Genomic DNA, 11,911 nt, shown 5'->3' on the forward strand with positions numbered 1-11,911 from the left:
ATTGAATGACCCCCTATATAAAGCTTACTAATTGATGATGAACAGTTACTTCCAATACGCCATTTTTGACCTGAACAACGAGTACCTGTGTGCCATTTGGAATGGAGTCACCGTCAAAGCTTGATGCTGGTTTTGCAATTCTTCCACTTGTGCTGTCAATCATCACCTCACCGAATCCATCTGAAGGAATCGTGGTGATAACTGTTCCAATTCTGCCGCGAAGATCTGATTCTTTGTACACTAATGACTCCTCCGCAGATGATAACGGAACAAGCACAAACACATTTAATAAGATAACGGCAATAAAAGCGAAGACTGCAGAAATCCCTAAGATAAGCAGATAATGTAGTGACGAAAGCCTTTCCAATAAGTAACCGCTTGCAGAAAGAATGGTTACGAAGGCAAAAATCAAGACTGGGTTGAAAAAATGCAGTCCCCCGTCACCTGCTCCATGAAAATGAAATACATCGGCAAACAAAACATACAAAACCGTTAAGACACCAGAAATGATTAACCCATATAAATAAATCATTTCTAATGAAATGCCAAAAAATTCCATACGCACCAATCCTTATCGTTCATTTTTAAAAATTCATCCCACTCATAAACCACTCCTCATCCATCAGCATCAATCCCTTCTTATGTATATACCTTTAATACGGGTAGCAAATGGAAAAGTTTCACATTTCCAGAAATATTTCTCGTTTTTAATCAATTTCTATACCGATTCAGATTCTCCTGCACTAATAATGAGGATATTCTATGAACGAACTGCAAAATTATTTGGACTTTGGACATTTTTTGGAAAAACAAAATAAAAAAGTGCCATGGCACCCACGCCACAACACCTTATTGAATCATATTCAGGAACTTTCTTGTTCGTTCTTCCTTTGGATTTGTAAAGATTTCTTCTGGCTTGTTTCGTTCGACAATGACGCCACCGTCCATAAAAATAACCTCATCGGCCACATCACGGGCAAAACGCATTTCATGGGTGACAACAATCATTGTCATGCCCTCACCAGCAAGATCCTTCATAACCTTCAAAACCTCTCCTACCAACTCAGGGTCTAAGGCAGATGTTGGCTCATCAAACAGCATGACCTTTGGTTCCATTGCCAATGCCCTGGCAATACCAACACGCTGCTGCTGTCCCCCGGAAAGCTGCGCAGGGTAATAATCAATTTTATCACCAAGACCGACTTTTTCGAGCAGAGACTGTGCTTTTTTTCGAGCGGCCTCTTTGCTCTCCCCCTTTACGATCACCGGTCCTTCCATTACATTCTCAAGAGCGGTTTTATGAGGAAACAGATTGTAATTTTGAAAAACCATTCCAGTCAAGCGGCGGAACGAGGCAATATTTTTTTTCGAAACGGCCTTTGAAAAATCAAGCTGCTGGCCTTCAATGGAAATGACACCCTTTGTAGGTGTTTCCAACACATTGAGGCAGCGAAGCATGGTTGTCTTACCAGATCCGGAAGGTCCAATGACTACGACCACTTTTCCTTTTTCAACATTAAGATCAATTCCCTTTAAGACTTCCAATTGCCCGAATTGCTTGTATAAACCATTAATTGAAATCATGATAAAACTCCCTCATTAAGACACATAACGGTCCATTCTTTTTTCCATAAATCCTTGAATAATGGAAAGAAAAAAGCATATGACCCAATAGATGAGTGCGGCTTCGGAATAGACCAATAAGAATTCATAGTTAGCTGCCGTAATTTCCTGGGCACGCCGAAACAACTCTGTTACAAGTACAACCGACGCGAGCGAGGTATCTTTAACAAGACTTATAAACGAATTTGATAATGGCGGAATGGATACCTTTGCCGCTTGCGGCAAGATGATTCTTTTTAAAGCCTGTGTATAGGTCATCCCAATTGAGTAGCCGGCTTCCCATTGTCCCTTCGGAATGGAAAGAATTGCTGCTCGGATAATTTCCGATGCATAAGCACCCACACTTAAGGAAAAACCAATCACGGCAGAAATAAACGGATCAAGAATAATTCCGATATTTGGAAGCCCATAAAAAATAATAAATAATTGGACCAATAATGGCGTTCCCCGGATAGCAGAAACATACACTCTTGCAATGATTTGAAAAATTTTAACAGAAGATATTCGGGCCAATGCTGTTAAAATGGCTAAAATGATACCGACGATAAACGAGACAATCGTTAAAGGAATGGTATTCATAATAGCACCCTCCAGCAGCGGCTGGAGGGAGTTTTTTGCAATCTCAATTAATTTAGCAGTTCTTTCAGGATCAGCAAAAATACTATTTAAGTACATCTTCACCAAACCATTTCTCAGAGATTTTTTTGTAGGTGCCGTCATCAATCATGTCTTTTAACGCTTTGTTCACTGCATCCACTAGTGTATTGCTATTTTTTCTAAACATAAAGCCGCTTTGTGATGCGTCTTCTGCAGTTGCGACAACCTTTATTGGTGCATCTGGTTTATGCTTCATATAGTCTAAATAGGCAATATTATCATTGATTGTAACATCGACACGCTTTTGCCCTAAAAGCTCGACAGACTGCTGGAAGCCCTCAACTCCGACAAGGGTAGCGCCATTCTTTTTCGCCATATCACCGTAATTGCTTGTTAGCGATTGAGCGGCTTTTAATCCTTTAATATCCTCGAATGCTTTTACTTTATCGTTATCCTTCGATGTAATTAAGACAGCTTTTGAAGTGATATACCCATTGGAGAAATCATACTTTTCCTGACGGTCTGGTCGAATACCAACCTGGTTGGCAATCATATCAAAACGCTTGGCATCAAGTCCGGCAAACATAGCATCCCATTGTGTTTCCTTAAATTCAGCCTTCACACCTAAACGCTTGGCCACTTCTTCAGCTAGTTCAACGTCAAAGCCAGTTAATTTACCACTTTCATCATGGTACGTGAATGGAGAATATGTACCTTCCGTACCGATTAAGATTTTGCCATCATCTTTTACCTTCTTTAATAAATCTTCAGTTTCTTTTGTTTCTGTTTTCTTGTTCTCATCAGCGGCATTGTTTTTATCACTAGTGCCGCAAGCTGACAAAATAAACATAAAGCTTAGTAAGAGTGCAAAAAGCACAGATAATTTCTTCTTCATAAAATGAAACCCCCTAATTCTGATTGTTTTGCTAGGATTTAATAATCATAATACAAGCCTAAATTTCTGTCAAAGAAAAAGTGTGAAAATAGTCGAATTTATTTTACCCTGATGAAGAAAAAACATGTAAAAATACCTACCAGAGATTCTCTGGTAGGCTATCAGGTACTAGGCAGCTTTTGATACAACCTTTTTAACAGCTCGTTTCTTTTTCATAAGTGGTCCATAAAACAGGATTCCGCTTGCTAACAAGAGCATTCCAAACATAAAGGTTTTAAGGTCAGCAGTCCCTGCGATAATGACCCAAATCGAGTAGACGGTTGACAGAAAGGCAATAATTCCATCGGTTATTCTCGCTTTGTTTCCTTCGTAGGTTTCGCCCGTAATAACCAGCTTCAGCTGGTAAACAGATGAGATGAAGTATGGCACTAAATAAGCTAACGTTGCAATAACAATGACAAAGTCAAAAGCACCAGAAATAGATTTAGAAATCGTTGAGAAAATAAATAACTGTCCTAACCCATTTGTAACTAGAAGAGAAAATAATGGCAAGCCCTTTTTATTTTCTTTTAAGAAAGAAGGCAGGAATAATCCTTGCTTTGCCGCCTGGTATGGCACTTCGGAACTTAACATTACCCAGCCGATGGTTGAGCCAAATAAACTAATTAAGCCAATGCCCGCTAACACTTTGCCGCCAATAGGTCCTAAGATTGTTTGAATCGCATCAATCAATGGTTTGTCAGAGTGGATTAGGGTGTTCTGATCTAACATTCCCATTACCAGTGTACTGATTCCCATATAAATGGCTAAGGCTATGAATAAGCCTAAGATTGTAGCACGCTTAACATCCGTTTGCTTTTTCGCACGTGAAGCAAAAACAACTGCCGATTCTACCCCGATGAATGCCCATAATGTGTTTACTGCCGCGTTGTTTACCTGAGATAGTAAGCCTAGGGCATGTCCGGCTTCATCCATTCTTGTTGCCATCATTGGCAGCATATTGCTTTTTTCGAAGGCAAACAATCCAACAATGATAAAGACGAAAAAGCCGGCGACTTTTGCAGCAGTTGCTGCGAAGTTTAATTTCCCTGCGCTTTCCATGCCGCGTAAAATAATGAAGTGTGTTCCCCATAACAGGATGGTACAAACGATAAAGGTTAAACCATTACCAACTTTCAAGGTAAAACTGCCGATAGAAAACCATTTTGCCCCGCTTGTAAGAATCGGGAAAAGTGTTGATAAATAACCGGCAAACGTTGTAATGATGGCTACGTTTCCCGCAAGGTTCCCAATCCAATAGCCCCAAGAAGACATAAAGCCGGAAAGGGTTGATGCATTAGAGCCTGGCTTAAAAAGCTCTTTCGCATAAATTTGCGGTCCGCCGTTCAGGTTCGGCTTGCGAATCGCCAGATTTCCAAAAACAAGGGCTGTCATTAAAACCCCAAAACCTGTTAATAGCCACGCTGAAATAACTCCTGCAGGATTTGCTGCTTCTGATAATGATCTTGGCAGCATGAAAATTCCCGAACCAACCATATTTCCAACGACAAGCGCCGTCAATACCCAAAAACCAAGTTTATTTGATTTACCCATGGTGTGAACTCCTCTCGATGTTGACTGCTTTTATTTTAGTAAAATAATTTTTTCGATTTATTATGTTACTAGAATAAGCCCGTCCGCATTCTATGTCAATGGAAAATTTTATTGCGATAAAGCATTAGTGAGCTAAAATAATTTTCCAAAAAAAGAGACTGCTGATTAGGCAATCTCTCATGATGCTTTATTTCCACCAATCATCAAACATACTAACTGGCGGTCTCCGCTTATGTTCTGTCATAAGGTAACGCTTTTCAACTTTGTCTGCCACTTCTGGGGAAACCGGCTTTCCTTCAAGGTAATCATCCAGCTCATCGTATGTAATACCAAGTTCTGTTTCATCGGCCTGTCCGGGCTTTTGGTCAAGCAGATCGGCGGTTGGAACCTTTAAATACAGGCGTTCATCAGCTCCAAGCTCTTTAAGGAGTGCCTTCCCCTGCCGTTTTGTTAAGCCGGTCAGCGGAAGAATATCGGTCCCGCCATCGCCATACTTTGTAAAGAATCCCGTAACGGCTTCGGCTGCATGGTCTGTCCCAATGACAAGCATCCCTTCCATTCCGCCAATGGCATACTGTGCAATCATCCTCATGCGAGCCTTAATATTTCCTTTTTGATAATCACTTATAGCTTCCCCTTCATAATTGGTATTATATTCGTTCTGCACTTCATCCACAGGGGATTTGATATTAAATACCGTTTCGTGGTCAGCTTTAATAAAGTCTAAGGAACGTCTTGCATCTTCCTCATCCTGCTGAACTCCATATGGAAGGCGAATGGCAATGAAGAAAGCCTCGGTTCCTTCGTTCCTCAGTTCTTCCACTGCTAGCTGTGCCAGGCGCCCTGCAAGGGTGGAATCCTGTCCGCCGCTAATTCCCAGCACATATCCCTTCGCTTTCGTTTTTCGCAAATAGTTTTTTAAGAAATCGATTCGCTTTCGAATTTCTTCCTTTGGTTGAATGAATGAAGAAACATTTAGTTCCTTCATGATTTGTGATTGGATACTCATCCTCGGGTCCCCCTTAGCTAACCTTTGATATATGTAATGTACCACAATTGCATCTTTTTCACTAAAATCTAATGCAATATAAGTGGAAAATTTTATCGGTTTATGGGTAAAGTAATTTTAGAAATGTATGGGAGGGATTTAGATGGAAGCAAAGACGTGCAATGAATCGAGAGTGGTACGAACGAGCAGGATATTCCCGAATGATGTTAATAACCATAATACCTTATTTGGCGGGAAGCTGATGAGTGATGTCGATATGCTGGCATCCATTACGGCTACCAGGCATTCACGGAAGGAATGTGTCACTGCTTCAACGGACTCCGTAGATTTTTTAAGCCCAATCACCCCGCATGACTCCGTTTGTTTTGAATCCTTTGTTACGTGGACCGGCACCTCATCAATGGAGGTTTTTGTAAAAATTACAGCTGAAAACTTATTAACTGGAGATAGAAAAATTGCTGCCACTGCCTTTTTAACATTTGTGGCTCTAGATGACAATGGGAAACCATCAGCGGTACCAGGTATTATTCCTGAAACCGAAGAGGAAAAAAAGCTTTTTGAAACGGGAAAAGAACGGGCCGAAGAGCGAAAAAAGCATCGCAAAAGCAGTAAGGAGCTCGCTAGTTACTTTACAACCAGTAAACCTTGGGAATAACAAAAGGTTCGCCGCGATGGCGAACCTTTTTACAGTCTCTGCAAGGTTTTTCGATCTACAGCCTGGGGTGCCTGCTGTGCCCAGCCGCGTTCCACCAAGATATTAAACCCCTTTTCAGCATATAACATTATTTCGAGCATAAATTTTTGATATTGTACAGCCAAATCTGTTCTCATTGATAATGATAAGGCATGGCCAAGAAGTGTGATATCGATGGCATTCAACGAATGAAACAGCATAACGACAAGCTTATCCGAAAAAGGAGAAAACGTTGCATCTGTTACCTCCATAGTTAATGGAACATTACCAAGCAGCTCCTCCTTCATTAAAATGTCATTAAATATCCGGATTTGTTTTTCGGAAATGGCCTTTCCTTCTTTAATGTAGGAATGGATTTCTTTGTCCTTGACCACCTGCAGTAGTCCCATGCAAAGTAAAATCGAAAAATAATTCCGTTCTATATTAAAAAAAATCTCCGTGAGTTCAATGGAATTTAACGGTCTTTTCTCTCCAAAACCCTTAATATAAGATTTCTTTTTTATGTATTCCACATGCTTTGGATATGGGATCATCGGCGGCCGGTCGTAGATGCCCTTTGAAAGCATTAAGGTTGTGGATGTTTGATACAAATAAGAAGCTTGGTTAATCATGTTCACAAAAAACTCCATCACATCTTTTCTGGCCACATTCGCGGTAATAAAGCTCGTGTTTATCATTCCTAAGCGGCTCACCGAAAAGACAAAGCTGAGGGCAAACATGTCATAGAATACAGGTGGTGCAGTTAAATCTATATCATTTTCCGAGAACCCATCAGGAATTGGTATTTCTTCATTTTTAAAAATGAAGGCGATTTGTTGTACATGACTTTCAGAAATCTCTAAAGACTGTTGCAATAGGCTTTTAATTTCTTCATCATGATTATGATAAATAAAATATTTTATTAAGCAAATACTCATACTTTCCTGAAGATAGGTGGCCCATAGCCCACCGATTTCAGCACTAGATAATCTCGCAGTATGTGCAGCCATGAACTTTCACTTCCTAAAATACACTTTATGAATAGATTCCCTATTCCTGTTTGGATTTATTCAAGTTCAAAAAACGAACTACACTCTTATTCTGTTGTCGGTTCGCTGCGATTTTTCCAACTCATGATTCCATCTTCTTCATCAATCTCTATTGTTACATCGACAACGCCTTTTTCCGCCATGATTTTTTCTTCTAAACGATCTTTTATATCATCAGCGGCTGCCACCGTTAATTTAGGGTCAACCTCGATTTCCAATTCAACATGCAAATCCTCCCCTTCTTTAATGACGGTAAGCCCTTGGATATCCTTCACATCGGGATCTGCCATGACCAGTTCCCCAATTTTGTTCTCCATTTCTTCATCAGCCTGGCCAATTACACCTGCCGCATTATCTAAAAAGACTTTCCCCACCACGAAGAACATCATCACCCCAATAATCATCGAGGCTATGCCTTCAGCGCGATGGAAGGTCGTGAAATGAGCAATTAGCACTGCGATGATGGCTAACAAACCGCCCAATGTGGCAACTAAGTCTTCCATAAAAACAAGCTTTGTTGCTGGCTTCGCACGGCCCAAATTGGCAAAACTTTTTGCAAACACGCTCGCTCCGGTTGCTTCTACCTCAATTTCATGCAATATTTCTTTCATCGCTTTAAACAGGACAAAGGTTTCAAGCAGGGTAGCGACCGCAAGTACGAGTAAATTAATGATGAAACCGCCGGATTCCGTTGGATGGACAACATGGTGATAGCCTTCGACTATCGTTTCAAACGCCATAATACCAACGATTAACACGGCACCTAGGAGAACGAGGTTCACCAAACGGCCAAATCCATTAGGATATTTTTCAGTAGGGGCCTTTTTACTTAAAGCAGAACCTACAAATACAAAGAATTGGTTAGCAGCATCACCAAGGCTGTGCATCGTTTCAGCGAACATCGCGACATTGCCTGTGTACATGTAGGCTGCACCCTTTATTATCGAAATGATCGTATTAATAATCGCAGCGAGCATCGCCGATTTATTTCCACGCTTTAATAACTGAAAAATTTCTCCCATCGTATCCTCTTTTCTTTATTAATTTTAAATTGGTTGTTCTTAATATTTTCTAAAACACACGGATTCATGTTTGTACATTTATTTTTGCAATCAAAAAAGAAGGTCCATATAGGACCTTTCTAATTTAATGGGAGTCTTCAATTTATGTATTCTGCAGTACCATATTTAAGCGGTTGGTTCGTTCAATTTTTTCTTCCTCTGATGCTAAATCATATTTTTTCAACAAATGGAAGACCTCGTTCAGGATTGCTTGAGTATGCTCCTTGGCAAAAAACTCTTCAAACAACGGCTTCATTTCTTCCGGCAAAAATACTGCTTGTGATTCGTATTTATTTTTTACATCTTCTTGAGAATGATCCAGCTTACATTCGCCCATTAGAAACACTCCTTGGATTTGATATTTCTAGTTTATCCCAAACAAAAAAGCCCATCAACTGGGCTTTTTTGTTTCGGTCACTTCTAAAACATCTAAGAGGAAGACGAAGACAGGAATTCCGATAATCAATCCCCAAACTCCAAAAAAGTGTTCGGAGAAAATTAACACAATAAATGTATAGAATACAGGTAGATTGGTTTTGGAACTCATCAAATTTGGATTGAGGATATAAGCCTCGATACCATGAATGATCGCAATCGCAATCCCGACATACAGCACCTTCATTAATCCGCCAATACTATATGCGATGATCACCAGCGGGATCAAGGAAATGATAACCCCGGCAACGGGAATCAGCCCCAACAGGAAAATCATAATGGATAAACCGCCTAATTGCGGAAAATCGAGCAGCCATAAGGAAATGGTTGTTAGAATACAGTTAACAACCGCAATAATCAACTGTGCTTCAATGACTTTCCCGAAGGTTGCCACAAATTTACGGGCAAAAAATTCAACTTCCTCGTAAATAGAGGCAATTTTGCTTTTCTTAAATTTCTTCGTAAACTCAATTAAACGTGGTTTTTCTAATAAGAAAAACAGACTAAGTAAAAGAGCTAAAAGGATTTGCAAACCGATTTTACTAATATCGGTAAAATATTTAAATATAAAGGTAAAGCCCTGCTCAAGGTAACTTGAAATTTGAATTTCTTCAATTCGTCTTACTACATAGTTCAGCACCATGTTGTCATGCTTCGATGTGTAGAATACCGTCAGCTGTTTGATTAGGGCCCTAATTTCACCTGCAATCATTGGGAGATACATAACCAAGCCATAAGAAAGCAAGCCGACTATACACGCATACGAAATAACAACAATCAACTTTCGATTAAGAGGAATTTTTTGTTCAATGAATTGAACGAGCCGATCCATTAAAAAAGCAAATATAAACGTCAGCAAAATTAAATTAATCATGCTTTTCATCGCATAAATGATGATCGCAATGATGATAAATATCGATATTCGTTTGAAGCTGCTGCTCTGCAAAAGTTTATTGATCATAGGCAATTATCGAACCCCATTATTTTTACTATCAATCCTGTGATTAACTATAAGTATTATATCAAAAACTAACGTATTTTGTCCTTTTAGGAAGTTATTTGTATGATTAAAATTGGACAGGTGGTGTCGTGGCATCGATGGCTTTCCCTTCAAAGCCTTGTTTGCTTAAATAGTCAAGCAGTGCCGGCAAATGGGCCAGTGTTTCTTTTCTTTCATGTAAAAGAATGACAAGCGGTCCATTATTATTTGATTTCCTTTTAATCTGCTCGATGACATTGGGAACGTACCGTGCGTCTTTATAATACCAATCCTTACTGTCAATATTCCAATCCCACATGATATACCCCTGGTCCTTCACTGCTTTTTTATATTCGTCTGTCATATTTGGGGCACTGCCGTAAGGAGTTCTCATGATATGGGAATCAATTCCGGATACTGTTTTCAATGTATTCCGATTTTGATTTAATTCACTTAATACCGAATGGGCCGATGCATAAAATATTTTCACATTGTGGGATACACTATGCAGGCCTACTGTTTCTCCGTTCTGTACCATTAATTTAACGGAATTTGGATATCGGCGGATATTCCCGTCTATCATAAAAAAAGTTGCCTTGAAATGATATTTTTCTAGAAGTGTAATAATCTCACCGGAAAAGGGGGCTGGACCATCATCAAATGTTAAATAAACCGTCTTTTTAGAGCCTGAACTAGCGCTTGTGGGTGGTGTGTTTGTTTGATTAGACTGAGGTGTGTTTGTTTCCTGTTTCGGTGGTTGTGAAGTACCCGTTTCCTTTGTTGGAGGCTGTGCCGCTATAGTTTCTGCGGGAGTTTGTACTGGCTTTTGTTCTGACTTTTGTTCTTGCTTTTGTTCTTGCTTTTGTTCTTGCTTTTGTTCTTGATTATTTTTCCGTATGGCATCTTGCTGCTGTTTTCGAATCCATTCTTTTTCAAGCTTTGCATCCATCGTGTTCTGGGCCGCCATTTTTGGATCTGGATGCTGTTCAGCCTGATTCATATGCTCATTTTTTTGAAGATTAATAGGTTTACTTGACGCTTTGGCCTGAAAATAATTGCTGACAAATACCCCTGCAAACAAGAACCCAATCGCAATAATGACAACTAATGACCCCTTCGTCCAACCGCGCTTTCGATTCCCCATTATTCATTCCCTCTTTGATGTTTATTTTTTCCTTCCCCATTATAGACGAAATTTCGTCTATAATGTTTCAAATCTATTAAAAATATGACAATTATTTTAAAATAATTGTGAGAATAGTAGAAATTTAGACAACGTCCTACAATATCTATCATACCTGAAAATGAATGAAATAGGTGGAAAATTAATCAGAAATTTCCAAAATGTAGACATGCAAGTTCCGATAACAGCTGACATAGATATCAATGATTGGCCTATGAAAGGGATATTGTGGAGGTGATTATGTGTCAGGTGGGCTAAAAGCTCTGCTTTACATCGTATCATTTTTTATTCCTGTCGTTGGAATTATCATAGGGATTGTTTGGATGACTGATCATGATCCAGAAAAGAAATCGGTTGGGAAAACCTGTATAATCCTTGGGCTTATCATGATTGTTTTAAGTTTTATATTCTGGTTTGCTCTGTTCGCCTTGTCAGTTGGACCGGTTATTACGTCAGGTTATTAATTATCCTTTTACATTGAAAAGAACCCAATTCATTTTAAAGAATTGGGTTCTTTGACGTTACTACATATCCTTTTTTAGGCTGTGTTAAAAATCATTATTGATTTTTTACCCCTGTTGATTGGAGTGGAAGGCGCAATACTCCTCGAAAATGCTATCGCATTTCCTTCATGCGTGTGCGGATTCGAGGATGCAGTTCAATGTCCTGCGGGAGTACGGGACAGGGGAGACCCCACAAAAGCATTTTCCATTTACCTTTATTATACTAAACCCTTAAATTCGTAGAGTATTACCCTTTACTTCCAGTAGTTTCCTAATAAAAAAGACCATTCTATTTGGACTTAACCCCGTCA

Annotated in this window: 13 protein-coding genes; 2 read left to right on the forward strand and 11 right to left on the reverse strand. The window is 39.5% G+C overall.

Translation table 11 applies throughout. The annotated features are described in order from the left end of the window. Positions 1-13 precede the first annotated feature (13 nt). From ACIFOT_RS14395 to nadE, 6 genes are all read right to left on the reverse strand, one after another. On the reverse strand, positions 14-559 hold the full coding sequence (locus tag ACIFOT_RS14395; RefSeq protein WP_430065616.1) for an NfeD family protein: 546 nt from the start codon (positions 557-559) through the stop codon (positions 14-16). Between the two features lie 290 nt (positions 560-849). Beyond that, the gene (locus tag ACIFOT_RS14400; RefSeq protein ID WP_430065617.1) at positions 850-1,584 is read right to left on the reverse strand and encodes an amino acid ABC transporter ATP-binding protein; all 735 of its coding nucleotides are present in this window, start codon (positions 1,582-1,584) and stop codon (positions 850-852) included. Positions 1,585-1,599: 15 nt separating this feature from the next. Next, entirely contained in the window at positions 1,600-2,298 is a 699-nt protein-coding gene (locus tag ACIFOT_RS14405) for an amino acid ABC transporter permease (RefSeq protein WP_430065639.1), read from the reverse strand. Next, positions 2,285-3,115 carry an amino acid ABC transporter substrate-binding protein gene (locus ACIFOT_RS14410; protein ID WP_430065619.1) on the reverse strand — a complete coding sequence of 277 codons (831 nt, stop codon included), beginning with the start codon at positions 3,113-3,115 and terminating at the stop codon, positions 2,285-2,287. The genes ACIFOT_RS14405 and ACIFOT_RS14410 overlap by 14 nt, the downstream gene beginning before the upstream one ends. A 168-nt stretch (positions 3,116-3,283) precedes the next feature. Further along, positions 3,284-4,708: an amino acid permease gene (locus tag ACIFOT_RS14415; RefSeq protein WP_430065620.1), complete on the reverse strand. Its 1,425-nt coding sequence runs from the start codon at positions 4,706-4,708 to the stop codon at positions 3,284-3,286. Positions 4,709-4,895: 187 nt separating this feature from the next. Next, entirely contained in the window at positions 4,896-5,717 is an 822-nt protein-coding gene (gene nadE / locus ACIFOT_RS14420) for an ammonia-dependent NAD(+) synthetase (RefSeq protein WP_430065622.1), read from the reverse strand. Positions 5,718-5,859: 142 nt separating this feature from the next. On the opposite strand from nadE, the gene ACIFOT_RS14425 reads away from it, so the two are divergent. After that, on the forward strand, positions 5,860-6,372 hold the full coding sequence (locus tag ACIFOT_RS14425; protein ID WP_430065624.1) for an acyl-CoA thioesterase: 513 nt from the start codon (positions 5,860-5,862) through the stop codon (positions 6,370-6,372). Positions 6,373-6,401: 29 nt separating this feature from the next. Here ACIFOT_RS14425 and ACIFOT_RS14430 read toward each other — a convergent pair whose 3' ends face one another. The 5 genes from ACIFOT_RS14430 to ACIFOT_RS14450 all read right to left on the reverse strand — a co-directional run bounded on the left by ACIFOT_RS14430 (position 6,402) and on the right by ACIFOT_RS14450 (position 11,058). Then, entirely contained in the window at positions 6,402-7,400 is a 999-nt protein-coding gene (locus ACIFOT_RS14430) for a DUF3231 family protein (protein WP_430065625.1), read from the reverse strand. An 86-nt stretch (positions 7,401-7,486) separates the two neighbouring features. After that, on the reverse strand, positions 7,487-8,461 hold the full coding sequence (locus ACIFOT_RS14435) for a cation diffusion facilitator family transporter (RefSeq protein WP_430065627.1): 975 nt from the start codon (positions 8,459-8,461) through the stop codon (positions 7,487-7,489). A gap of 142 nt (positions 8,462-8,603) precedes the next feature. Continuing rightward, complete coding sequence (locus ACIFOT_RS14440; protein WP_430065629.1) at positions 8,604-8,837, reverse strand: hypothetical protein; 234 nt, start codon at positions 8,835-8,837, stop codon at positions 8,604-8,606. Positions 8,838-8,891: 54 nt separating this feature from the next. Beyond that, positions 8,892-9,896 carry an AI-2E family transporter gene (locus ACIFOT_RS14445; RefSeq protein ID WP_430065641.1) on the reverse strand — a complete coding sequence of 335 codons (1,005 nt, stop codon included), beginning with the start codon at positions 9,894-9,896 and terminating at the stop codon, positions 8,892-8,894. A gap of 106 nt (positions 9,897-10,002) precedes the next feature. After that, complete coding sequence (locus ACIFOT_RS14450) at positions 10,003-11,058, reverse strand: polysaccharide deacetylase family protein (RefSeq protein WP_430065631.1); 1,056 nt, start codon at positions 11,056-11,058, stop codon at positions 10,003-10,005. A 281-nt stretch (positions 11,059-11,339) separates the two neighbouring features. On the opposite strand from ACIFOT_RS14450, the gene ACIFOT_RS14455 reads away from it, so the two are divergent. Next, positions 11,340-11,561, forward strand: a complete 222-nt coding sequence (locus tag ACIFOT_RS14455) for a hypothetical protein (protein WP_430065633.1) — start codon at positions 11,340-11,342, stop codon at positions 11,559-11,561. Positions 11,562-11,911 lie beyond the last annotated feature (350 nt).

The sequence above is a fragment of the Neobacillus sp. NRS-1170 genome (assembly GCF_050468025.1).

Coding starts and splice junctions, on each gene's coding strand:
- ACIFOT_RS14395 (WP_430065616.1), bottom strand. CDS start 559: ATGGAATTTTTTGGCATTTCATTAGAAATGATTTATTTATATGGGTTA.
- ACIFOT_RS14400 (WP_430065617.1), bottom strand. CDS start 1,584: ATGATTTCAATTAATGGTTTATACAAGCAATTCGGGCAATTGGAAGTC.
- ACIFOT_RS14405 (WP_430065639.1), bottom strand. CDS start 2,298: ATGTACTTAAATAGTATTTTTGCTGATCCTGAAAGAACTGCTAAATTA.
- ACIFOT_RS14410 (WP_430065619.1), bottom strand. CDS start 3,115: ATGAAGAAGAAATTATCTGTGCTTTTTGCACTCTTACTAAGCTTTATG.
- ACIFOT_RS14415 (WP_430065620.1), bottom strand. CDS start 4,708: ATGGGTAAATCAAATAAACTTGGTTTTTGGGTATTGACGGCGCTTGTC.
- nadE (WP_430065622.1), bottom strand. CDS start 5,717: ATGAGTATCCAATCACAAATCATGAAGGAACTAAATGTTTCTTCATTC.
- ACIFOT_RS14425 (WP_430065624.1), top strand. CDS start 5,860: ATGGAAGCAAAGACGTGCAATGAATCGAGAGTGGTACGAACGAGCAGG.
- ACIFOT_RS14430 (WP_430065625.1), bottom strand. CDS start 7,400: ATGGCTGCACATACTGCGAGATTATCTAGTGCTGAAATCGGTGGGCTA.
- ACIFOT_RS14435 (WP_430065627.1), bottom strand. CDS start 8,461: ATGGGAGAAATTTTTCAGTTATTAAAGCGTGGAAATAAATCGGCGATG.
- ACIFOT_RS14440 (WP_430065629.1), bottom strand. CDS start 8,837: ATGGGCGAATGTAAGCTGGATCATTCTCAAGAAGATGTAAAAAATAAA.
- ACIFOT_RS14445 (WP_430065641.1), bottom strand. CDS start 9,896: ATGATCAATAAACTTTTGCAGAGCAGCAGCTTCAAACGAATATCGATA.
- ACIFOT_RS14450 (WP_430065631.1), bottom strand. CDS start 11,058: ATGGGGAATCGAAAGCGCGGTTGGACGAAGGGGTCATTAGTTGTCATT.